This window comes from Limnochorda pilosa, from assembly GCF_001544015.1.
Taxonomy (GTDB): Bacteria; Bacillota; Limnochordia; order Limnochordales; family Limnochordaceae; genus Limnochorda; species Limnochorda pilosa.
Genome location: NZ_AP014924.1, coordinates 2,951,822 through 2,974,665 on the forward strand (window position 1 = coordinate 2,951,822; position 22,844 = coordinate 2,974,665).

Here is a 22,844-nt window from a genome sequence, read left to right on the forward strand (position 1 = left end):
GCCTCATACTTCCCTGGCCTTCCCGGCGCTCCTTCCGCGGAACCATACTTCCCCCGCCCCGAGCCTGGCCTTCACCTCTCCCACCAGGTAGAGGGAGCCGCAGACGCAGATCCAGTCCCTCGGGCCGCGCAGCCCGTCCGCCAGCCGCAGGGCGTCCAGGGCGTCGTCCGCGGACCACACCCGTTCGGTGAAGCGGCCGGCCAGGGCCGCCAGGCTTGCGGGCGCCGCAGGTGGGGTACGGCTCTCCCGCGGCCGGGTGGCCACCACCCCCGCGGCCAGAGGCGCCAGCGCCTGCAGCATAGGCTCCACCGCCTTGTCCGAGAGGCATCCGAAGACCAGGAAGAGCGCCGGCACCCCGGGGTCTGGGCCCGGCACCGCGCCGCCTCGGGGCGACGAGGGGAAGAGCGAGACGAGCGCTCGGGCCAAGGCCTGGGCACCCTCGGGATTGTGGGCCCCGTCCAGGATCACCCGCTCCCCGCGAAGCACCTCCAGCCGCCCCGGCCAGCGCAGGCCGCGCCACCCTTCCGCGAGCCACCGGGCCGCCGCCTCGTCCAGCGCCCGGCGGCCGGCCGGTTCGTTGGGCGAAGGCGCACCCGCGGGCGGGCCCGCACCCGCCGCGAGCTCGGGGGCCAACAGCAGGACCGCGGCCGCGGCCGTGGCCCCGTTGGCGGCCTGGTGGGGTCCGGCCAGGGGCAGCTCCAGCTCCAGGCTCGTGCGCCACGGCGTTTCCAGCCGGAAACGGGTACCGGCGAGGCTGGCGTCCAGGAGGCGGTACGTGAAGGCCTCTCCGGACGGCCCCTCCGCCACGCGTTCCACGGGCGAACCCATCTCGGCCGCCCGGGCCTCGAGCACCTCCAGCGCCCCGGGCGGTTGCGGCGCGAGGACCACGGGCCTCCCCGGCTTGATGATGCCGGCCTTCTCGGCGGCGATGGCCTCCAGGCTCCCGCCCAGTACCTCCACGTGGTCGTGGCCGATGGGGGTGATCACCGACAGCTCGGGGGTCACCAGGTTGGTGGCGTCCCAGCGGCCGCCCAGACCCACCTCCAGTACCGCCCACTCCACGCCCTTCCGGGCAAAGTGATCGAAGGCCAGGGCCGTGCCCACCTCGAACTGGGTCGGCCGCCCCACCGCCGGATCGGCCGCCGCCTCCTCGGCCCAGGGGCGGATCCGCTCCACCCCCGCCGCCAGGGACTCGTCGTCGATGGGCTCGCCGTCCACCTGGATCCGCTCGTGGAAGCGGATCAGGTGGGGTGAGGTGTAGAGGCCCACCCGGGCCCCGGCGGCCCGGAGCGCCGCGGCCACCGCCGTCGCCGTGGACCCCTTGCCGTTGGTGCCCGCCACGTGCACGCTGCGGAAGGCCCGGTGGGGGTTTCCCAACCGCTCGGCCAGGTAGGCGATCCGCTCCAGCCCCGGACGGGCACCGAAGCGGGCCAAGTCGGCCAGGTAGGCCAGGGCCCGCTCCGCGGCCGCGGTCCCCTCGGTGCCGCCGGCGGCCACCGGTTCGTTCCCCGTCACCGGCGCCCCTCCACCCGCTCCAGCTCGCCGATCTGTTGAAGGAGCTTCGCTTCCCTTTCCGCGGCTTCAGCCAGCCGGCCCTCCTCCTGCTGCACCACCCGCTGGGGGGCCTTCTCCCGGAAGCCGGGCCGGTCGAGGATGGCCCGCGAGCGCTCCACCGCCGCCCGGGCCTCGGCCAGCTCCTTCTCCAGACGCCGGCGCTCCGCGCCCACGTCCACCAGATCGGCCAGGGGCAGGAAGACCTCCACGCCGCTCGCGACCGCGGTGAGGGCCTGGCCGTCTCCGGGGGTGGCGTGCGGGCCAGGGCCCAAGGGCGCCTGATCCGGGCCCGTCAGGTCCAGCCGTTCGAGCCGGGCCAGGGAAGCGATCTCCGCCCGGAGGTCAGCGAGAGCCTTCCGGACCGGGGGCTCCGCCCGCAGCACCGCCCGGATGCGGCGGGCCGGTTCCACGCCCCGCTCGGCCCGCAGGTTCCGGATGGCCCGGATCACCTCCAGAGCCCGCCCCACCTGCTCCTCCGCCTCGGGGTCCTCCAGGCCCCTGGGCTCGGGCCATGACGCCCGGGAGAGGGTCTCACCGTGGACGGGCAGACGTTGCCAGATCTCCTCGGTGAGGAAGGGCATGAAGGGATGGAGGAGCCGGAGGCTCCCGTCCAGCACCGTGAAGAGGGTGGCCTGGGCCGCGGCCCGGTCGTCCCACCTGTTGCGGCCGGAGGGTGCCGGGGAGGTCCCTGCGCCGTCCCGTTCGTCTCCCGGGGAGGCTCCCGGCGGGGAGGCCTCATCCGCATCCTCTTTCCGATAGAGGCGGGGTTTCACCAGCTCGATGTAGGCATCGCAGAGGTCGCCCCAGATGAAGTCGTAGAGCACCTGCGCCGCCTCGCCCGGATCGAGGCGCTCCAGGTGCCGGTGCACCTCGGAGGCGGCCCACTGGTAGCGGGCCAGGATCCAGCGGTCCGTGCGGGCCAGGGGCAGGCGCGCCCGCAGGGCGGCCGGGTCCGCCTGGTCCGGGGTCCCCCCGGTCCCGAGCAGCGTAGCGGGGTCCGCGTCCGCCAGGTTCATGATGGCGAAGCGGGAGGCGTTCCACACCTTGTTGGCGAAGTTGCGGGCCGCCTCCACCCGGTCGGTGCGGAAACGGAAGTCGTTCCCCGGCCCCACGCCTTGGACCAGGCTCAGGCGAAGGGCGTCGGCGCCGTACCGATCGATCACGTCCAGCGGGTCCACGCCGTTGCCCAGGGACTTGCTCATCTTGCGGCCCAGGCTGTCCCGCACGATGCCGTGGATGAGCACCGTGGGGAAGGGCGGCCGGCCCGTGAACTCCAGCCCCATGACGATCATCCGGGCCACCCAGAAGAAGATGATCTCGTAGCCGGTCACCAGGAGGCTCGTGGGGTAGAAGCGCCGCAGCTCGGGCGTCTCCTCGGGCCAGCCCAGGGTCTCGAAGGGCCACAGGGCCGAGCTGAACCAGGTGTCCAGCACGTCGGGGTCCTGTTCCAGCCGGTCCGACCCGCAGCGGGGGCAACGCTCCAGGTCTTCCTCGGACGCGCTCGACTCCCCGCACGCCCGGCAGGTCCAGACGGGGATGCGGTGTCCCCACCAGAGCTGGCGGGAGATGCACCAGTCCCGCACGTTCTCCATCCAGCTGAGGTACATGCGGGTGAAGTGATCGGGCACGAAGCGCACCCGGCCCTCTTCCACCGCCCGGATGGCGGGCTCGGCCAGGGGCCTCATCCGCACGAACCACTGGCGCGAGACCAGCGGCTCCACCACCGTGCCGCACCGGTAGCAGCGGCCCGGAGCGTGCCGGATCGCCTTCTCTTCCACCAGGTAGCCGCCTTCGCGCAGCGCCTCGAGCACCGCCTGGCGAGCCTCGTCCCGACTGAGCCCCTGGAAGCGGCCGGCCTCCGGGCTCATCCGGGCATCCCGGCCGATCACCTGCACCCGGGGCAGGCCGTGGCGCCGGCCGATTTCGAAATCGGTGGGATCGTGCGCAGGCGTCACCTTCACGGCACCCGTCCCGAAGGAAGGATCCACCGCCTCGTCGGCCACCACCGGGATCTCCCGGTCCATCAGGGGCAGGCGCACGGTGCGGGCCAACCACGCCCGGTAGCGCTCGTCCCCGGGGTGGACCGCAACCCCCGTGTCGCCTAGCATCGTCTCGGGGCGGGTGGTCGCCACCTGGATCTCGCCCTCACCGTCGGCGGCCGGGTAGCGCAGGGTCCACAGGTGCCCCTGCTCCTCCTCGTGCTCCACCTCGATGTCCGAGAGGGTGGTCTGGCACCGGGGGCACCAGTGGACGATGTAGTCGCCCTGGTAGATGAGCCCCTTCCGGTAGAGGTGGACGAAGACGCGGCGCACCGCCCGCGAGCATCCGGGGTCCATGGTGAACCGCTCGCGTTCCCAGTCGCACGAGGCGCCCAGACGTTTGAGCTGTTCCAGGATGCGCCCCCCGTAGTGCTCCTTCCAGGCCCACACCCGCTCCACGAAGGCCTCCCGCCCCAGCTCGCGGCGGTTGGTCCCTTCCTTGGCCAGCTCCTCCTCCACCCGCACCTGGGTGGCGATACCGGCGTGGTCGGTTCCGGGGACCCACAGGGTCTCGTCGCCCCGCATCCGGTGCCAGCGGGCAAAGATGTCCTGCAGGGTGTTGTCCAGCGCGTGACCCACGTGGAGGGCGCCGGTGACGTTGGGGGGAGGGATCACCATGGAGAAGCGCGGCCTCTCGGGGCCCTCCGCCTCCGCGTGGAAGGCCCGCAGCTCCTCCCAGCGCCGGGTCCAGCGGTCTTCGGCGGCCTTCGGATCGTACCGGTGCGGCATCTCTGCCATGCCCATGGGCACCCTCTCCTCGCAGGCGTCAAAAAGCCCTTCCGTCCCAAGGACGAAAGGGCATACACCTTCCGCGGTACCACCTTGTTTCCCGCCGCACGCGGCCGGCGGGCTCTCGGCTCGCCGTAACGGGGCGCTCCGCCCGGACCTACCTACGCGCTCTTCGGCCCGGAAGCTCGGGGGCGACTTCGGCGTCCGCTGCCCGGGAGGCCTTGCAGCCGGTGGGCCTCCCTCTCTGGTGGGCGCTCCCTACGCCTACTCCTCCCCGTCCTCGCCGCTGCCGCCGGCAACGAAGCCCGCCGGCTCAGGTTAGCGCTATTCTACCGGCAAGCGCTCCCGGGTGTCAAGGGACGCCTCGAGCCCGGCAAGCCAGAACCATCCGTCGCGACGGTGCTCGATGAGCTGGGGCCCGTGGTCGGTGTCGAAGCGGTACCGCTGGGAACCCGCCTGTTCGCCGGGCTCCCGCCCCAGGAGCCCCCGCACCACCAGCGGCCGGTCCGCGGTCCAGAAGCAGGCGGGCAACGCTTGCCCGGCCCGGAAGCCCGGCACCACGGGAATAGGGACCGCCGGCTCGTCCGAACCAGCCGCCGCCTCCTCAACGTCAGGCGCTGCCTCTGCCACCGGGGGGGCTACCGGGGAGCCTCCCGGCGCGGCACCCACCTCCGTGGCGCAAACGACCCGGTTCTTCCCCTGCCGCTTGGCGATCCGCAGGGCCAGGTCCGCACGTTCCACCAGCGTCCGCCCGTCGTCACCGTCGGTGGGGTAGCTGGCCACACCGCCACTGAGCGTGATGTGCAGCCGGCCGCCCAGGAAGCCCCGCGCCTCCACCTGGCGCTGGAGGCGCCGCCCCACGCGCAAGGCTGCCTCTGCATCCGTCTCGGGCAGCAGGAGCAGGAACTCCTCGCCCCCGTGGCGGACGGCGATGTCCATGGTGCGCGCGCTCTCGCGCAGGACCTCGGCCAACTCCATCAGGAGGCGGTCGCCAGCGGGGTGTCCGAACTGCTCGTTCACGTCCTTGAACCCGTCCAGGTCGAGGAAGACCAGGCTGAACGGCCTCTCGTACCGCCGGGCCCGGTTCAACTCCTCCTCCAGCCGCAACTCCAGGTACCGGCGGTTGTAGAGGCCCGTGAGCTCGTCGGTGAGGATGAGGTGCTGCAGGCGTTCGAACTCGCGGCGAAGACGGTCCAGCGTCGCCTCCACGTCGTGGAGCAGGGTCTGGAAATCGTCTGGCATCCGTCCCGACCCCTCTGCTTCGAGTGCGCTGTCCGGAAAGGCATCACTCGCCTCGTCGACAACTGTCTGGCTTGTGCCCATTCTAGCACACTCGCTGCCCGAGGGAAAACGAAACGCGGAGGCGTGGGGGCGCGTGCGCCCCACATCCTTCCAGCGTACGCGCCCCTGCGGCCTCTGCGGTCAGGAAAGATAGGCTTCGAGCTGGTGGGCCAGCCCTTGCCGGCGCAGCTTGCGCAGGGCCTGGGCCTGGATCTGGCGCACCCGCTCCTTGGAGACCTCGATCTCGCGCCCCACCTCGGCCAGGGTGCGGGGTTGACCGCCGTCGAGGCCGAAGCGGCGCCGAAGGACCTGCAGCTCCTTCTCGTTCAGCACCTCGAGGAGCTCTCGCAGCTCTGAGTGGAGGCTGTCCTGGGGGACCTGCTCGTCGGGGTTGCTCGCCTGCTCGTCCTCGATGACGTCGCCCAGGCTGAAACCGTCGTCGGTGATAGGGTTCTCGAGCGAAAGGGGCTCGTAGGTGGCCTGGCGGACCTGGCGGATCTGCTCGACGTCCACCCCCAGGGCCTCGGCCAGCTCCAGGTCCGTCGGCTCGCGGCCCTCCTCGCGCAGGTACCGCTCCCGCTGGGAGAGGATCTGGCGGACAATCTCGAACTTGTTGACGGGCAGCCGGATGCCCGAGGACTGGTCGAGCACCGCCCGCTTGATCCGCTGGCTGATCCACCAGGTCGCGTAGGTGCTGAAGCGGTTGCCTCGCCGCCAGTCGAACTTCTCCACCGCCCGCATGAGGCCCAGGTTCCCCTCCTGGATCAGGTCGAGCAGGGGGACCCCCCGGTGCGCGTATCGCTTGGCGATGCTCACCACCAGCCGGAGGTTCGCCTCGATCAGGCGCCGGCGGGCGCGCGCGTCGCCCCCCTCGGCCGCCTGGGCCAACGCCACCTCTTCCTCCGGGGAGAGGAGCGCCACCTGGCCCATGTCGGTCAGATACGTCTGGAGGAGGTCGTCCCCCACCCGGGTCTCCTCGGCGGACCGGCGGATCCGAGGCTCCAGCTGCGGTGCCGCCACGCGCTCCCCGGGCGGGACCATCTCCCTCGGGACGTAGGATTCCTCCGCAACGGCTGGCATCTCAGCCCACCTCCTGCGGGTGACGCTCCGCTTCCTGGCACGTAGGGCAGATCCCGTAGACCTCATGACGCTCGCGCAGGACCTGGAACCCACCCTGCTCCCGGGCGGCCCTGCCCGCCGACTCCAGCCCCTCCACCGACAGATCGTAGATGCGCCGGCACTGCACGCAGACCATGTTCAGGTGGAGGCCGGGGCTGCCGTCGTACCGGGTCATCTCGCCGCCGATAGCCAGCTCGCCCACCAGCCCCAGATCCACCAGGAGGTCCAGGGTCTTGTAGACGGTGGCGGGGCTCATGGTCGGATAGCGTTCCTGCAGGGCGCGGTAGATCTCCTCGGCGCTGGGGTGCCGGTCCGTCTGGGCGAGGTACTCGTAGATCCCCACCCGCTGGGGCGTCACCCGATAGCCTCGCTCGGCCAGCATCTCCCGGAAGGCACGAACCCGCTCGTCCATGAGACCACACACCTATAGAGAGTGGTTATCTGTTACGAGTCTACGTCTCATTCGTACCCAGCGTCAAGACCCACGCCCATACTCCAAGTAACACGATCGGTTATCTCTGCGTTATCGATGATACCCCTCCAGGGTTCGCCCGTCAAGGGAGGGGGCCGGAAGCCCGGCGCGGGCTGGATCTCAGCCGGCGCTGGGTCAGGAGGAGGCTCCGGGTGAAGCCCCCGGATCCCGCTCGCCGACGTCCGGCCGGGGCGGCGAGGCGCCTTGGGACGGTGCATCTGGCCCGGTACGGCGGCAGTCGGGACAGAGGCCGAAGAGGAGCAGCGAGTGATCGATCACCAGAAAACCCGTCTCCTTCTCCACCGCCCGCTCGACGGGTTCGAGCAGGTCCCGCTCGAACTCCAGGATCCGGCCGCACTCCAGGCAGATCAGGTGGTGGTGGTAGTGGCCCTCGCCTTCGGGCCGGAACTCGTAGCGGGCCACGCCCTGGCCGGCGTCCAGCCGGTGCACGACTCCGAGCCGCTCGAAGAGGTCGAGGGTCCGGTAGACGGTGGCCATCCCCAGGTCCGGGGCGGCGCCGCGAGCCTCCAGGTAGACCTCCTCCGCGGTGAGGTGCTCGTTGGCGTGCTCGAGCAGGACCCGCAGGACGGTCTCGCGTTGCGGGGTGAGGCGCTGATCCTGCCGGCCCAGCCGGTCGCGGACGTGATCGATGGGATCGTGCACCGTCCATCCCCCATTCAGGAGCCGCCCATGCGCAGGTAGAAGCCCGCCACCAGCACCACCAGGCCGAGGCTCCACCACGCGGCCTCCAGGATCTCCTGGCCCGCGCCCTTAGCGTACCGAACGCCGGGCTCTTCCTGCAAGTCGAAGGCCGAGGACCGGGCCCGCAGCCAGAGCCAGCCGATGCCCAGAACCAGGAGCGCCGCCCATTGGTCGTACCCCAGCCCCCAGAAGCGGGAACCCTCCCGCAGGAAGCCCAGCCCGAAACGGAGGGCGCCGTCGCCCAGGAGCCAGTAGAGGAACTGCTCCCCGTCGAACCGGTCGGACCGCCGGCGGCGCCAGAGGAGGACGAAGAGCGCGTAGAGGCCGGCGAGCCAGTAGGCCTGCAGGGGATGCACCGGCGCCCCCCCCGGAATCGTCACGCCCCAGGGAAGGCCCGTGGCCCGCCCGAAGAGGTCGGATCCCACCAGGGCCACCGCCCCGGCCAGGGCCGCCGCCGGCGCCAGCGCATCGAGGAGCCGGTAGAAGAGGCCGGACCCCCTCTGCCAGGTCCACGCCAGGGCGATTACGGCCGGCAGGCCCCCGTAGAAGGTGAGCCCCCCGTCCTGGAGCAGGAGCACCTCCCACGGGAAGGTGCGGTAGTACTGGCGGTTGAGGAGGACGAAGACGAGCCGTGCCCCGAGGAGGCCCACCACCAGGGAGAGGACCAGGAAGTCCCCCGTCCGCTCCGGAGGGATGCCCCGCCGCCTGCCCTCCCGGATGGCCACCGCGGCCCCCAGCAGGAAGCCGGCCGCCAGCGTGAGCCCGAAGCTGAAGAAGGGAACGGGCCCCAGCCGCACCAGGATCTCGCTCAAAGGCCCCCGCACCTCCCGCGCTTCGGTGGATGCGACGGAGCCCCCGGGTCGGCCCGGGCGGGGTCGGGGGCGTCCTGGGGTGCTTCCCCCCGCCCGAACGGCCCGTCCACCCCGCGTCCCAAGGGCGACCGGGCCCCGGACCCTTCGGATCTCCGGCCGCCCACCTCGTTCACCAGCACCCCCACCAGGACCAGCCCCGCCCCCCAGAGGGCCTGCCCCGCCATCCGTTCGGCCAGGAAGGCCATCGCGAAGAGGGCGGCAAAGACCGGTTCCATGCTCAGGATGACGCCCACCCGGGTGGGGTCCGTGCGGTGCTGGTAACGGACCTGGATCCAGAGGGCCACGGCCGTGGCCGGCACCGCCAGGTACGCGAGGCCCCACCAGAGGCCGCTGCGGTGCACCAGGGGCAGGCCCTCCGTCCCCACCGCGAACCCCAGGCTCAGGATCGCCACCGTGGCCAGCTCCACCCCCGTCAGCAGCAGCGGGTCGTGGCGGGGCCCCAGCCGGTCCACCAGCAGGATCTGGACCGCGTAGGCCACGGCGCAGAGGAGCACCAGCACGTCCCCGTACCGGGGCGCGAGGCCGCCCCCGTCGGGCAGGCTCAGGAGGGCTAGGCCGGCCGTGGCCGCTCCCACCCCCGCCCACTGGGGGAAGGATGGGCGACGCTTGAAGACCAGGGTCCCCAGAATGGGCACGAAGACCACCGAGAGCGCGGTGAGGAAGGCAGCCTTGGAGGCGGTGGTGAAGCGCAGCCCCGCGGTCTGCAGGAAGTAGGCCGCCCAGAGGCTCACGCCCAGCAGCACCCCGTCCCGCAGCAGGCACGAGGGGTCGGAGCGGAGCGCGCCGGGCCGGACCCAGAGGGCGGGCAGCAGGAGCAGCAGGGACGCAGCGCCGAACCGGAGGGCGAGCAGGGTGTGGGGTGGAACCTCGCCCACCAGCGTCTTGATGACGGGGAAGGTGCCTCCCCAGATCACCGTCACCCCCAGCAGCAGGAGGTCGGCGGTGAGGGCGGGCGAGCGCGGCGCCAGCAGGCGCAGGGGGCGGCTCACGGCCGGAGCCTCTCCTCCAGCAGCGCCCGCACCTGCTGCGGGTTGGCCTTGCCCTGGGTCTGCTTCATGACCTGCCCCATCAGGAAGCCTATGGCCTTGCCCTCCCCGGCGCGCACGTCCGCTGCGGGCTTGGGGTTCTCGTGGATCACCCGGTCGACGACGGCCTCCAGGGCGCCCCGATCGCTGATCTGCTCCAGGCCCCGCTCCCTCACGATCTCCCCGGCCGGGCGCCCGCTGTGGACCATCTCCTCCAGGACCTCCTTGGCCGCCGGCTGGGAGACGGTCCCCCGCTTCACCAGCTCCAGCAGCTCCGCCAGCCCCTGGACGGAGACCGGGATCGCCTCCACCTCGCCCCCCTCGGTGGGTGCGTGGCGCAGCACCTCGCCCATCACCCAGTTGCTGGCCAGCTTGGCGTCGCCCACCCGGGCGGCGACGGCCTCGAAGAAGTCCGCGACGATCCGGGAGCCGGTGAGGACCCCCGCGTCGTACGGCGGCAGCCCGTACTCCCGCACGAATCGGGCCCGCCGGGCGTCGGGCAGCTCGGGGAGCTCGGCGCGCCAGCGCTCCACCTGGCCCGGATCCAGCACCAGGGGCGCCAGGTCCGGCTCGGGGAAGTAGCGGTAGTCGTCCGCCTCCTCCTTGGAGCGCATGGAGACCGTCTCCTGTCGCGCCTCGCTCCACGCCCGGGTCTCCTGCACCACCCGCTCGCCCCGGCGGAGCAGCTCCGCCTGCCGGCGGGCCTCGAAGGCCAGGGCCCGGGCGACGGCCCGGAAGGAGTTCATGTTTTTCACTTCCGTCTTGGTGCCGAGCTCGTCCGATCCCCTGGGGCGGAGCGAGATGTTGGCGTCGCAGCGTAGCGATCCTTCTTCCATGCGCACGTCAGAGACGCCGATGTAGCGCAGGGTGGTGCGGAGTTGCTCCAGGTAGGCCCGGGCCTCCTCGGGGCTCCGCAGGTCCGGCTGCGAGACGATCTCAATGAGCGGGATGCCCACCCGATTGTAGTCGATGTTGGAGTACTCGGAGCCGACGATGCTCTCCCCCGAATGGACGGACTTGCCCGCTTCCTCCTCCAGGTGCACCCGGACGATCCCGATCCGCCGGACCCCCTCGGGGGCGGCGATCTCCACGTAGCCGTCCCGGCAGAGGGGGAGGTCGTACTGGGAGATCTGGTATGCCTTGGGAAGGTCCGGATAGAAGTAGTTCTTCCGGTCGAACTTGCTGAAGGGAGCGATCTGGCAGTGGAGGGCCAGGCCCGCCTTCACCGCCAGCTCCACGGCCCTCTCGTTGAGGACGGGCAGCACCCCCGGCAGCCCCAGGCAGACGGGGCAGACCTGGGTGTTGGGGGGGGCCCCGAACGCGGTGGAGCAGCCGCAGAAGAGCTTGGAGCGGGTGGAGAGCTCCGCGTGGACCTCCAGGCCGATGACCACCTCGAACTCGTCGTGGCCGGGGTCCGGTAGGGCCTGCGCCGGTGCCGCCTGTTCAGCCACGGGGCGTCACCTCCCTCGGACGCTCAAGAGCGACCGGCTCCGGCGGCTCTTCCGCCCGGCAGCCGGCCGCCTGCTCGAAGGCGTAGGCGGCCTGCAGCAGGCCGGTCTCGTCGAAGGGGCGGCCGATCACCTGCAGCCCCACGGGCAGGCCTTGCCCGTCGCGCCCGCAGGGGAGGGAGATGGCCGGAAGCCCGGCCAGGTTGATGGTGACGGTGCAGATGTCGTTCAGGTACATCTCCACGGGATCGTCCGTCTTCTCGCCCAGCCGGAAGGCGGGGGTGGGGGTGGTGGGCGTCACCAGCACGTCCACCTCCTGGAAGGCCCGATCGAACGCCTGACGGATGAGGGTGCGCACCTTCTGGGCCTTCAGGTAGTAGGCATCGTAGTAGCCGGCGGAGAGGGCGTAGGTGCCCAGCATGATCCGCCGCTTCACCTCTGCCCCGAAGCCCTCGCCCCGGGTGCGCAGGAACATCTCGGTCACGTCCCGGGGCGGGCGGCCGCCGGGACGTGCACGGTAGCCGTAGCGGACGCCGTCGTACCGGGCCAGGTTGGAGCTGGCCTCGGCCGGGGCGATGACGTAGTAGCAGGCCAGCGCGTGCTCCACCGAGGGCAGCGAGACCTCCTTCACCCGGGCCCCCTCGGATGCCAGGCGCTCGGCCGCCCGGCGCACCCGCTCCCGCACGTCCCGCGCGATCCCCTCGCCGAAGTACTGGACCGGCAGCCCGATCCGGAGCCCGCGGGCCTCCGGCCTGAGCTCACGGGCGTACTCTGGGACGGGCTCGCCCACCGAGGTGGCGTCCAGGGGGTCCTTGCCCGCGAGCAGCTCCAGGAGCAGGGCCGCGTCCGTCACGTCCCGGGTGATGGGCCCGATCTGGTCCAGGGAGGAGGCGAAGGCGATGAGCCCGAAGCGGGAGACCCGCCCGTAGGTAGGCTTGAGCCCCACCACGCCGCAGTACGCGGCGGGCTGGCGGATGGAGCCGCCCGTATCGCTCCCCAGGGCCCAGGGCACCTGGCCCGCGGCCACCGCCGCCGCCGAGCCTCCGCTGGAGCCGCCGGGAACCCGCTCCAGGTCCCACGGGTTGCGGGTGGGCCCGAAGGCCGAGTTCTCCGTGGAGGAGCCCATCGCGAACTCGTCCAGGTTGGTCTTGCCCGCGACGGGCAGGCCCGCCCCGGCGATCCGCTCCACCACCGTGGCGTGGTAGGGCGGGCGGAAGCCCTCCAAGATACGGGAACCCGCGGTGGTGGGAACCCCCCGAGTGCACAGGTTGTCCTTCAGGGCGATGGGAATGCCCGCCAGCGGGTGGAGCTCCTGGCCCCGGGCCCGGCGACGGTCCACCTCCTCGGCCTCGGCCAGCGCCGCCTCGGGGGTGCGGGTCAGGAAGGCGTGCAGCATCGGCTCCAGCGCCTCCAGACGGGCCAGGAAGGCCCCGGTGACCTCCCGGGCGGAGAGCTCCCGGCGGGCCAGGGCTCCGGCGATCTCGTGAGCGGTGCGGTAGAGGTCGTGCACGGCTACTCCTCCAGGATGCGGGGTACCTTGAAGAACTCCCCCTCGGTGTCGGGCGCATTGGCGAGGACCTCTTCCCGGGGAAGGGAAGGCCGCACCTCGTCGGAACGGAGGACGTTCTGGAGCGGGACCACGTGGGCGGTGGGTTCCACCGGGTGTCCTCCGGGCGCGGTCTCCACCTGCTGGAGCGCGCCGAAGGCGTCGAGGATCTGGTTCATTTCCCGCTGGAAGCGCTCCTTCTCCGCCTCGCTCAGCCCCAGCCGCGCCAGCATCGCCACGTGCTCCACGTCCTCCCGGGTCACCCGGGCCGCCCTCTGGGCGCTCTCGCTCACGGCACTCCCTCCCCGCTCGAAGCCTCGCGCCGGGCTTCCTCCAGGAGGGCCCGGAAGGCCGCCTCGTCCAGCACGGGGCGGCCCAACTCCCGCGCCTTTTCCAGCTTGGAGCCCGGATCCGCCCCGGCCACCACGTAGTCCGTCTTGCGGCTGACGGAGCCCACCACCTCGCCGCCCAGCCCCTCGATGACCCGGGTGGCCTCGGGACGGGTCCAACCCTCCAGGGTCCCGGTGAGCACAAACTTCAGGCCTTCCCAGGGGCGGCCTGCCCCGGCTTCTTCGGCCGGGGCGGCCGAGGCCGCCTCCAGGGAGACCCCCGCCGCCGCCAGGCGCTCCACCAGCCGCCGGTTCTGCTCCTCGCCGAACCAGCGAAGGATGGAGTCGGCCATCTTCTCCCCCACCTCGTCGACGGCCATGAGCTCCTCCCGGGAGGCGGCCCGCAGGCGGTCCAGGGTGCGGAAGTGCCGGGCCAGGTCCTGGGCGGCCCGCTGGCCCACCAACCGGATCCCCAGCGCGAAGAGGAGGCGCTCCAGGCCCCGGCCCCTGCTCCGCTCCACCGCAGCCACCAGGTTGGCGGCAGACTTCTTCCCCATGCGCTCCAGGTCCTCCAGCTGCGCCGCGCTCAGCCCGTAGAGGTCTGCGGCGTCGCGCACCCAACCCCGCTCCACGAGCTGGCCGATCACGGCCGGCCCCAGCCCGTCGATGTCCATCGCGTCCCGGGAGCCGAAGTGGAGGAGCCCTTCCACGAGCTGGGCGGGGCAGGCGGCTCCCATGCAGCGGGCAATGGCCTCGCCCGGCGGCCGGTAGACCTGGGCCCCGCAGACCGGGCAACGCTCGGGCATGTGGAACGCCCGCTCGCCGCCCGTCCGTCTCTCGGGAAGGACCCGTACCAGCTCGGGGATGACGTCGCCCGCCTTCTGGATGACCACCGTGTCCCCGATGCGCACGTCCTTCTCCCGGATGTAGTCCTCGTTGTGCAGGGTCGCCCGGGAGACGGTGGAGCCGCCCACCCGCACCGGGTCCAGGATGGCGAAGGGCGTCACCGCGCCCGTGCGCCCCACGTTCACCTGGATGTCCTGGACCCGGGTGACCGCCTGCTCCGCCGGGAACTTGTAGGCGATGGCCCAGCGGGGCGCGTGGGAAGTGGCGCCGAGCCGCTCCTGCTCGTCCAGGCGGTCGACCTTCACCACGATCCCGTCGGTCTCGTAATCCACCTCGTGACGGTGCTCGCCCCAGTACGCGACGTAAGAGAGCACCTCGTCCAGCGAGGCGCACCGCCGCACGTGCGGGTTGGTCCTGAGCCCCAGCTCCCGCATCAGGGCCAGGCTCTCCCAGTGGGTCTCGGGCTGCTCCCGGCCCTCGACGGCGCTCAAGGTGTAAAGGAAGATGCTGAGCGGCCGCCCCGCCGTGATCGAGGGGTCGAGCTGGCGCACCGAGCCCGCTGCGGCGTTGCGGGGGTTGGCGAAGAGCGGCTCACCCGCCCGCTCCCGGTGGGCGTTGAGCGCCTCGAAGGCCGAGCGCACCATGTAGACCTCCCCGCGGACCTCCAGGCTCACGGGGCGACGGAGGCGGAGGGGGATGGCCCGGATGGTGCGGAGGTTGGTGGTCACGTCCTCCCCCGTCCGGCCGTCGCCCCGGGTGGCCCCCCGCACCAGGAGGCCTTCCTGGTAGGTGAGCGCCACCGCGAGCCCGTCGATCTTCAGCTCGGCCACGTATCCCGACGGCCGGCGGCCCAGAGCCCGCTCGAGGCGTGCCTCCCAGGCGGCCAGCTCCTCGGAGCGGTACGCGTTGTCCAGGGAGAGCAGGGGGATCCGGTGCGCCACGGGGACGAACCCCTGGGCGGGGGGCGCTCCCACCCGCTGGGTGGGCGAGTCGGGGGTGACCCACTCGGGGTGGCGGGCCTCCAGCTCCCGGAGCTCCTGCACGAGCAGGTCGTATTCGGCGTCGCTCACCTCGGGGTCGTCCAGGACGTGGTAGCGGTAGTTGTGGTGATCGATCAGGCGACGAAGCTCCTCGAGCCGCTCCCGCTCCCGGCTGGCCTGCTCCGTGGGCTCGGTGGCCACGGCACCTCACCTCCGCAGGTGACCTCATTCCATCCCTGACCCGGCCTTCCTGCGCTGCCGCCGGTTCTGGCTCCGGCGCCTGGCTCATATCCCTGTCCGTGGTTGGCCTGCGACGGGGGGCACGATATGTGGTCATCAGCCGGCGCCAGCTCCAGCGGCTCGCCCTCGTGATCCTGGCGGCCGCGGTCCTCGCGGCCGGCGCTCGGCAGGTCGCCACCCGCATCCGGCCCGCCTGGGTGCCCGCCGCCCCGCCGCCGGAGGTGACCTACTGGCCTGGCGCCCGGGAGGAAGGGCCGGCGCTGCGTGCCCGCGCGGCCATTCTCCTGGAGGGTTCCACCGGCACCATCCTCTATGCTCGCAACGAGCACCAGCAAAGGGCTCCCGCCAGCACCACCAAGATCGTCACGGCGCTCTTGGCGGTGGAGAGGGGCGGGCTCGACGAGCAGGTGCGGGTAAGCCCGGAAGCGGCCGGCACCCGGGGATCGAGCGCCTACCTGCGGGCCGGCCAGGAGCTTCCCCTCCTGGAACTGCTCCATGCCATGATGCTCCCCTCGGGCAACGACGCGGCCGTGGCCGTGGCCGAGCACGTCGCCGGCTCGGTGCCGTCCTTCGCCCGGCTGATGAATCAGCGGGTCCGGGAGCTGGGCGCCCGCAACAGCCTCTTCCAGAACCCCCACGGGCTCGACGCGGCCGGCCACTACACCACCGCCTACGACCTGGCCCTGATCACCCGTACGGCCATGCGGTACCCCGTCTTCGCCCGCATCGTCCAGACCCGGGAGCACCCAAGCGCCTGGGGCACCTGGAGCAACACCAACCGCCTCCTCTGGAGCTACGAGGGAACCGTGGGCGTCAAGACCGGCACCACCGGCAACGCCGGGAACTGCCTTGTGACCGCCGTCAACCGGGAGGGCCTGGAGCTGGTGAGCGTGGTCCTGGGCAGCCCCGATCGCTGGTCCGAGTCGGTCCGGCTCCTCGAATGGGGCTTCGACACCTTCCGGCGGCTCGAGCTGGCCAGCGCCCACGCCCCCCTGGTGGAAGCCGCCGCCCCCGGTACCGAGGAGGCCATCCCCCTGGCCTCACCCCAACCCGTGCAGCTCCTGGTGCGGAAGGACCAGGTGGACGACGTCCAACTCCGGGTGCGGCTCGCGCCCGTGCGGCTGCCCGTCCGCCGCTTCGAGCCTCTGGGGCAGGTGGATCTCCTCCTGGGCGACGAGGTCGTGCGAACCCTCCCCCTGGAGGCGGCCGCCAGCGTGGGTCAACCCTCGTGGTGGCACCTCCTGCTGGGCCGGTGACCGGGCGGGCGCCGCCCCCCCGAGCTCCTTAACCCGCCGGCTCCAGCGGGGCCAGGGACCGGACGAAGGTCCGCACGCCCTGGTCGGGGAAGGCGACCGTCACCTTCTCGTCGCGCCCCGCAGGCTCCACTCGCACCACGGTGCCCACGCCGAAGTGGCGGTGGCGCACCCGCTGGCCCGGCCGGAAGGCCTCCTCAGTCTCGCCTGCGGGAGGGTGCCCTCCGGACAGAGCCGCAGCCACCTCGCGCCCCCCCGGCGCCTCCCCCGCCCGCCGCCGGGCAGCAGCCCCCGGGCCCCCTGGGTGGTCACGTCCTGGCGGAGATGCTCGGGGATCTCTTCAATGAAGCGGCTCATGGGGTTGAAGCCCGTGGACCCGTAGAGCGTGCGCTGCCTGGCGCATGTGAGCACCAGCACCTGCTGCGCCCGCGTCATGCCCACGTAGGCCAGGCGCCGCTCCTCCTCGATCTCCCCCGGCTCCCACACGGCCCGGCTGTGGGGGAAGACCCCTTCCTCCAGGCCCACCAGGAAGACCACGGGGAACTCCAGGCCCTTGGCCGCGTGGAGGGTCATGAGGGTGACGCTCCCGCTCCGGCTATCGTAGGCGTCCACGTCCGAGACCAGCGCCACCTGCTCCAGGAACTCCGAAAGCTTCCCCGGCTGGCCGCCTTCCTGGTCGTCGAACTGCTGGGTCACCGTGAGGAACTCCTGCAGGTTCTGGATGCGGCTCTCCGCGTCGGGCCCGAACTCGGCCTGGAGCGCCTCCAGGTACCCCGACTCCTGCAGCACCCGGCCCACCAGGTCCGTGACGGTGAGCCGGCCCGCCTCGGCCCGGAGCCCCTCCAGGAGCGCGTGGAACTCGGCCAGGCGGCGGCGGTACTGCACCGACAGGCCCTCCACCCGCCCCGCCTGCCCCATGGCCTCGTAGAGGCTCATGGACTGGCCCAGCTCGTTCACCTGGGTACGGGCGAAGGCCTCCACCCGGCCCAGGGTCCCCTCGCCGATGCCCCGCCGGGGCACGTTCACGATCCGCTCCAGGCTCACCCGGTCCCGGGGGTTGGCCAGCACCCGCAGGTAGCCCAGCAGGTCCTTGATCTCCTTCCGGTCGTAGAAGCGCAGGCCCGCCACGATCCGGTACGGGAGCCCCCGCCGCACGAACTCCTCCTCGAAGGCGCGCGACTGGGCGTGGGTGCGGTAGAGCAGGGTGAACTCCCCGTACCCGCGCCCCCGCCGGTGCCCGAGCTCGATCGCGTCCGCGACGAAGGCGGCCTCGTGGCGCTCGTCCACGGCCTGGTAGACGTACACGGGGTCGCCCTCGGGGTGCTCGGTCCAGAGCCGCTTCTGGGGCCTGTCCAGGTTGTTGGCGATGACGTGGTTGGCCGATTCGAGGATGCGGGCCGTGGAGCGGTAGTTCTGCTCCATCAGGACCACCCGGGCGTCGGGGTAGTCCCGCTCGAACTCCAGGATGTTGCGGACGTCGGCGCCCCGCCAGCCGTAGATGGACTGGTCCGCGTCGCCCACCACGCACAGGTTCCGGTGCGCGGCGGCCAGCCGGTTCACCAGCAGGTACTGCGCGTGGTTGGTGTCCTGGTACTCGTCCACCAGGACGTGGCGGAAGCGCTCCTGGTAGCGGCGGAGCACCTCGGGGGACTCCTCCAGCATCCGGTTCGCCTGGAGGAGGAGGTCGTCGAAGTCGAGCGCGTTCGCCTCCTCCAGCCCCTGCTGGTAGAGACGGTAGACCTTCGCCACCTGCCTCTCCCAGGGGTCCGACGCCCGCTCCGCGTATGCCTCGGGCGCCGTCGTCTCGTTCTTGGCGGCGCTGATGGCGCCCAGGATCGAGCGCGGCTCGTAGCGCTTGGAGTCGATGTTCAGCTCCTTCATGACCCGGCGCACCAGCACGAGCTGGTCCGAACCGTCGAAGATGCCGAAATCGGGGCGGAGGCCGATGGCCCGGCCCGACTGGCGGAGCATACGCACGCAGGTGGCGTGGAAGGTGCCGATCCACGCCTGCTCCGCACGGGCGCCGATGAGCCGCTCGATGCGCTGGCGCATCTCGTTGGCCGCCTTGTTGGTGAAGGTCACGGCCAGGATGGCGTGGGCGGGCACGCCCCGGACCTCGATGAGGTAGGCGATGCGGTAGGTGAGCACCCGGGTCTTGCCGGATCCCGCCCCGGCCACGACCAAGAGCGGCCCATCCCCGTGCTCCACCGCCTCCCGCTGGCGCGGGTTCAACTCCTTGAGCCAGTCGGTCACCCTTCAAGCCCCCTGCCAAGCGTTGGCACGGCTTTCATTATAGATGGGCCGCCGGGGGATGTCACGCGGGCGCCCCGGGGCCTTCCCGATCGGGGACGTCCTCGGCCGGACCCACGATCCGCTGGGCCAGGTTGACCCGCAGGTCGATCTCCAGGTCGTGGCCCACCAGCCGGACCACGGGCCGGGCGGGGACGCCCTCGTTCAGTTGCACCACGAGGGCCCTCTCGCCCGTGTTCAAGCGCACCAGGGTGCCCACGGGGTAGGGGGCGACCCGGGCCAGGAAGGTACGGATCACGTCGGGGTCGAAGGTCTTGCCCGACTCCGCTTCCATGAGGGCCAAGACCTGGTACACGGGCCTGGCCGGGCGGTAGGCCCGATCGGTGGTCATGGCGTCGAAGACGTCCACCACGGCCACGATCCGGGCGAAGAGGTGGATCTTCTCGCCGGCCAGCCCCCGGGGGTAGCCGCTGCCGTTCCAGCGCTCGTGGTGCTGGTAGGCCACGTGGGCCGACCGCAGGTCGAACCCGGGGTTCTTGCGCAGGATCTCGAAGCCGTGGACCGTGTGCTGCTGCATCAGCCGGTACTCCTCGTCGGTGAGCTTCCCTGGCTTGTTCCAGACCGCGTCGGCGATCTTCACCTTCCCCACGTCGTGGAGGAGGGCGCCCACGGCCAGGGGCAGCAGGTCCTTCCGCTCCAGCCCCTGGTGGATCCCCAGGAGGCTCGCGGTCACGCCCACGCCCACCGAGTGGTTGAAGACGTAGTCCTGCATCGCCCGGATGTCGGCCAGCTCCAGCACCACGTTTCGGTTGGCCAGCACCTCTTCCAGCACCGAGACCACCGCCTGGGTGACCCGCTTCGTGTCCGCCAGGGTCGCGGCCAAACCCTTCCGCATCCGCTCCATGTACTGCTTCACCGAATGGTATGCCTCGCGGCGCACCCGCTCCGAGACCACCTCGGCGGCCTCCGCGGCGGCCGAGGCGGTGAGGGCGGCGTCCCCAGGATCGCGAACATAAAGGGTCTGGATGCCGAACTGAGCCAGGCGGTCCAGGACGTGGGGCGTCAGGACCACTCCAGGAGCCACCAGGGTGCGGCCCTCGGCGTACACCGGGCGCCCCAGCACCATGCCGGGCCGGACGTCCTTCAGCAAAAGGAGCCTCATGGCTCTCCCCCCATTCGTCCCCCAACCCCGGCGACCCCGTGCCAGCCACCGCCCCCTCGAAGGACCCAGGGGTGCGTGGTCCGGCTTCAGGAAACATGTACCGCTTTCCAGTTCGCCCTGCGCCCCCCGGCCCCTCCCGATCCTTCCAGCAGGTTCCATCGCTGCGATTGCGAAGGTATGCACAGGACCATGCACCCAGGGACACGGGGGTGGGCTTGTGCGCGTCGTGATTGCACCCGATTCCTTCAAGGGGAGCCTGGACGCGGCCGATGTGGCCGCCGCCCTGGCCCGAGGCATCGCCCGGGCGTGGCCCGGTGCGGAGGTGGTCTCCCTGCCGGTGGCCGACGGGGGTGAGGGCTGGGTGGACACCCTCGTGCACGCGTCGGGCGGGTCTTTCCTCACCCGCCGGGTGACGGGGCCGCTGGGCGAGCCCGTGGAGGCCCGCTACGGCCTCATCGGGCAGGGGAACCAGCGGGCGGCGGTCATCGAGATGGCCGCGGCCTCGGGGCTGCCCCTGGTCCCCCCCGACCGGAGGGATCCCCGGATCACCACCACCCGGGGAACGGGCGAGCTGATCCGGGACGCGCTGGCCCAGGGGGCCCGGCGCCTCCTGGTGGGCATCGGGGGCAGCGCCACCAACGACGGCGGCGCCGGCATGGCGGCCGCCCTCGGGGTCCGCTTACTGGACGACCGGGGCGCGGAGCTGCCGCCGGGCGGTGCGGCCCTGGCCCGCCTGGCCCGGGTGGACCTCGCGGGTCTCGAGCCTGGTCTGGCTCAGGTGGAGGTGGTGGTCGCCTGCGACGTGGACAACCCCCTCACCGGCGAACGGGGCGCCTCCGCGATCTATGGGCCCCAGAAGGGGGCTACCCCTGCCATCGTGCGGGAGCTGGACGCCGCGCTGGGCCACTTCGCCGATGTGGTGGAGGGCGCCCTGGGGCGCCGGCTGCGGGACGAGCCCGGAGCCGGCGCGGCGGGAGGCCTGGGCTTCGGCATGATGGCCTTTGCCGGTGCGAGGCTCCAACCCGGCATCGAGCTCGCCCTGGACACGCTCCAGGCCGACCGGCTCCTGGTGGGGGCGTCCCTGGTCCTCACGGCCGAAGGACGGCTGGATCGCCAGACCCTGCACGGCAAGGTCCCCCTGGGGGTGGCCCGCCGGGCCCGGAAGCACGGGGTGCCGGTGGTCGCCCTGGGCGGCGGGGTGGAGCCCCTGCCCGTCGAGATGCTGGAGGCCCTGCGGGCCTCCGGCATCGAGGCGGTGGTGCCCACTTTGGAGGAACCTTGTAGCTTGGAGGAGGCGATGGACCCGGAGAAGACCCGGAAACGCCTGGAACGGGCGGGCGAACGGGTTGCCCGCCTGATCGGCATCGGCCACGCGCAGCGCGCGGGGCCCTGAAGATCGACGAGGAGGGAAGAGGACGATGGTACAAGGCGCGTGGCTGCTCGTGATCCTCGCGGCGGCGATCGCGTTCATCATCTGGGGCACGGCCAGCCTCCGGCTTCATGCGTTCCTGGTTCTCCTGCTGGCCGCCTACGGCGTCGGGCTGGTGGCGGGGATGCCCGCGGCCGACGTGATCGGCGCCATCACCGCGGGCTTCGGCGGGACGATGGGGGCCATCGGCATCGTCATCGCCGCCGGCACCATCATCGGCTTCGTGCTGGAGCGGAACGGCGGGGCGCGGGTGATGGCCGAGTCGGTGCTGAAGGTGCTGGGCGAGGCCCGCTCGGCCCTGGCCATGGCGGTGACCGGGGCGATCGTCTCGATCCCCGTCTTCTGCGACTCGGGGTTCGTCATCCTCTCGCCCCTGAACCGCTCGCTGGCGGCCCGGGCCAAGAAGTCGATGGCCCTCTACGCGGTGGCGCTCAGCATGGGACTCTACGCGACCCACGTCTTCGTGCCGCCGACGCCCGGCCCCATCGCGGCGGCGGGCACCCTGAACGCGGACCTGGGCACGGTGATCCTCCTGGGGCTGGTGGTCACCATCCCGGTGGTGGCGGTCACCTACTGGTTCGCCACCTTCATGGGCCGGCGGGTTCAGATCGATCCTGTGGAGGCGCCTCTGGCCGAGGCGGCCGCGACCGCCGAGCCGCAGCACCGGCCGTCGGTGCTGGCCTCCTTCGCCCCCATCGCGGTGCCGGTGATCCTCATCGCCCTCAAGTCGGTGGCGGACTATCCCACCCACCCCCTGGGCACGGGAAACCTGGCCGGCTTCTTCAGCTTCATCGGCCACCCCATCTCGGCGCTGCTCCTGGGCGTCTTCCTGGCCTTCTGGGCCTCGGGGCGGTTCGATGAGAAGGTGATCCGCGACTGGGCGGGCGAGGGCCTGAAGAACGCAGGGAACATCGTGCTCATCACGGGCGCGGGCGGCGCGCTGGGCAAGGTGCTGCAGACCACGCCCATCGCCGACTATCTGGGATCGAGCCTCGCGACCTTCAGCCTGGGCATCTTCCTGCCCTTCCTGATCGCCGCGGCGCTCAAGACGGCCCAGGGCTCCTCCACCGTGGCCATCATCACCACCGCGGCCATCGTCTCGCCGCTCTTGCCCGCGATGGGGCTGGCCGGCGGCTTCGGCCCGGCGTTGGTGGTGCTGGCCATCGGGGCGGGCTCCATGACCGTCTCCCACGCCAACGACTCCTACTTCTGGGTCGTCTCCCAGTTCTCGGGGATGAACGTGGCCCAGGCGTACCAGCTCCAGACCATCTCCAGCGGCGTCGCGGGAGTGGCCGGGATCCTCTCTGTCTGGGTCCTCAGCCTCTTCCTGGTCTGAGCGGGCGACCCGCGGGGAGGGTGAGCCTCCCCGGCAGCGACCGGCTTTCGTACCGGCCGGCGGCGGGCCTCGGGCCTGCCGCCGGCGCATCCTTTCGGGCCATGAGCCCCCGCGGCCGTCTGTGCCCCCCTCTGCCCCCCAACGGAGGTCCTTTCCCCCATCCTTTCCCGGCAGGAACCGCGCGCAGGCGCAGGAAAGGCTGCCACCGACCGGTAACCACCCTGTAGCAAGG

The 22,844-nt window shown here is 71.9% G+C and carries 18 protein-coding genes; 3 read left to right on the forward strand and 15 right to left on the reverse strand.

What is annotated here, in order from left to right; genetic code table 11:
- Nucleotides 1-3: 3 nt before the first annotated feature.
- The 12 genes from LIP_RS13125 to ligA all read right to left on the reverse strand — a co-directional run bounded on the left by LIP_RS13125 (nt 4) and on the right by ligA (nt 15,143).
- Nucleotides 4-1,515, reverse strand: coding sequence for a bifunctional folylpolyglutamate synthase/dihydrofolate synthase (locus tag LIP_RS13125; RefSeq protein ID WP_068139264.1), 1,512 nt, complete (start codon nt 1,513-1,515; stop codon nt 4-6).
- On the reverse strand, nt 1,512-4,337 hold the full coding sequence (locus LIP_RS13130; protein ID WP_068139267.1) for a valine--tRNA ligase: 2,826 nt from the start codon (nt 4,335-4,337) through the stop codon (nt 1,512-1,514). Before LIP_RS13130 ends, LIP_RS13125 begins: the two co-directional genes overlap by 4 nt.
- A gap of 309 nt (nt 4,338-4,646) precedes the next feature.
- The gene (locus LIP_RS13135) at nt 4,647-5,564 is read right to left on the reverse strand and encodes a diguanylate cyclase (protein ID WP_068139270.1); all 918 of its coding nucleotides are present in this window, start codon (nt 5,562-5,564) and stop codon (nt 4,647-4,649) included.
- A gap of 180 nt (nt 5,565-5,744) precedes the next feature.
- Nucleotides 5,745-6,683, reverse strand: coding sequence for a sigma-70 family RNA polymerase sigma factor (locus LIP_RS13140; RefSeq protein ID WP_068139273.1), 939 nt, complete (start codon nt 6,681-6,683; stop codon nt 5,745-5,747).
- Between the two features lies 1 nt (nt 6,684).
- Nucleotides 6,685-7,134, reverse strand: a complete 450-nt coding sequence (locus LIP_RS13145) for a Fur family transcriptional regulator (RefSeq protein ID WP_068139277.1) — start codon at nt 7,132-7,134, stop codon at nt 6,685-6,687.
- Between the two features lie 195 nt (nt 7,135-7,329).
- Nucleotides 7,330-7,857: a Fur family transcriptional regulator gene (locus LIP_RS13150; RefSeq protein WP_082726317.1), complete on the reverse strand. Its 528-nt coding sequence runs from the start codon at nt 7,855-7,857 to the stop codon at nt 7,330-7,332.
- A 14-nt stretch (nt 7,858-7,871) separates the two neighbouring features.
- A complete protein-coding gene (locus tag LIP_RS13155) occupies nt 7,872-8,708 on the reverse strand; it encodes a prolipoprotein diacylglyceryl transferase (protein WP_068139279.1) in 837 nt (278 codons plus the stop codon).
- Nucleotides 8,705-9,757, reverse strand: a complete 1,053-nt coding sequence (locus LIP_RS13160; RefSeq protein ID WP_068139283.1) for a DMT family transporter — start codon at nt 9,755-9,757, stop codon at nt 8,705-8,707. Before LIP_RS13160 ends, LIP_RS13155 begins: the two co-directional genes overlap by 4 nt.
- Nucleotides 9,754-11,244 carry an Asp-tRNA(Asn)/Glu-tRNA(Gln) amidotransferase subunit GatB gene (gatB, locus tag LIP_RS13165; protein WP_068139286.1) on the reverse strand — a complete coding sequence of 497 codons (1,491 nt, stop codon included), beginning with the start codon at nt 11,242-11,244 and terminating at the stop codon, nt 9,754-9,756. The genes LIP_RS13160 and gatB overlap by 4 nt, the downstream gene beginning before the upstream one ends.
- Entirely contained in the window at nt 11,237-12,751 is a 1,515-nt protein-coding gene (gatA, locus tag LIP_RS13170) for an Asp-tRNA(Asn)/Glu-tRNA(Gln) amidotransferase subunit GatA (RefSeq protein WP_068139290.1), read from the reverse strand. The genes gatB and gatA overlap by 8 nt, the downstream gene beginning before the upstream one ends.
- A 2-nt stretch (nt 12,752-12,753) precedes the next feature.
- On the reverse strand, nt 12,754-13,080 hold the full coding sequence (gene gatC / locus LIP_RS13175) for an Asp-tRNA(Asn)/Glu-tRNA(Gln) amidotransferase subunit GatC (RefSeq protein ID WP_198409547.1): 327 nt from the start codon (nt 13,078-13,080) through the stop codon (nt 12,754-12,756).
- Nucleotides 13,077-15,143 carry an NAD-dependent DNA ligase LigA gene (gene ligA, locus LIP_RS13180; protein ID WP_068139292.1) on the reverse strand — a complete coding sequence of 689 codons (2,067 nt, stop codon included), beginning with the start codon at nt 15,141-15,143 and terminating at the stop codon, nt 13,077-13,079. The genes gatC and ligA overlap by 4 nt, the downstream gene beginning before the upstream one ends.
- 128 nt (nt 15,144-15,271) lie before the next feature.
- Here ligA and LIP_RS13185 point away from each other — a divergent pair, with 128 nt between their 5' ends.
- On the forward strand, nt 15,272-16,438 hold the full coding sequence (locus LIP_RS13185; RefSeq protein WP_068139294.1) for a D-alanyl-D-alanine carboxypeptidase family protein: 1,167 nt from the start codon (nt 15,272-15,274) through the stop codon (nt 16,436-16,438).
- A gap of 28 nt (nt 16,439-16,466) precedes the next feature.
- Here the strand turns inward: LIP_RS13185 and LIP_RS20225 are convergent, their stop codons facing one another.
- The 3 genes from LIP_RS20225 to LIP_RS13195 all read right to left on the reverse strand — a co-directional run bounded on the left by LIP_RS20225 (nt 16,467) and on the right by LIP_RS13195 (nt 19,847).
- Nucleotides 16,467-16,586 carry a hypothetical protein gene (locus LIP_RS20225; RefSeq protein WP_331456637.1) on the reverse strand — a complete coding sequence of 40 codons (120 nt, stop codon included), beginning with the start codon at nt 16,584-16,586 and terminating at the stop codon, nt 16,467-16,469.
- Nucleotides 16,538-18,688: an ATP-dependent helicase gene (locus LIP_RS13190; RefSeq protein WP_198409548.1), complete on the reverse strand. Its 2,151-nt coding sequence runs from the start codon at nt 18,686-18,688 to the stop codon at nt 16,538-16,540. The genes LIP_RS20225 and LIP_RS13190 overlap by 49 nt, the downstream gene beginning before the upstream one ends.
- A gap of 61 nt (nt 18,689-18,749) precedes the next feature.
- Nucleotides 18,750-19,847 (reverse strand): HD-GYP domain-containing protein, encoded by a 1,098-nt coding sequence (locus LIP_RS13195; protein ID WP_144440495.1) that lies wholly within the window; start codon nt 19,845-19,847, stop codon nt 18,750-18,752.
- 217 nt (nt 19,848-20,064) lie between these two features.
- On the opposite strand from LIP_RS13195, the gene LIP_RS13200 reads away from it, so the two are divergent.
- Both LIP_RS13200 and LIP_RS13205 read left to right on the forward strand, forming a co-directional pair.
- Nucleotides 20,065-21,240 carry a glycerate kinase gene (locus LIP_RS13200; RefSeq protein WP_068139300.1) on the forward strand — a complete coding sequence of 392 codons (1,176 nt, stop codon included), beginning with the start codon at nt 20,065-20,067 and terminating at the stop codon, nt 21,238-21,240.
- A 25-nt stretch (nt 21,241-21,265) separates the two neighbouring features.
- The gene (locus tag LIP_RS13205; RefSeq protein WP_068139303.1) at nt 21,266-22,612 is read left to right on the forward strand and encodes a GntP family permease; all 1,347 of its coding nucleotides are present in this window, start codon (nt 21,266-21,268) and stop codon (nt 22,610-22,612) included.
- Nucleotides 22,613-22,844: the final 232 nt, after the last annotated feature.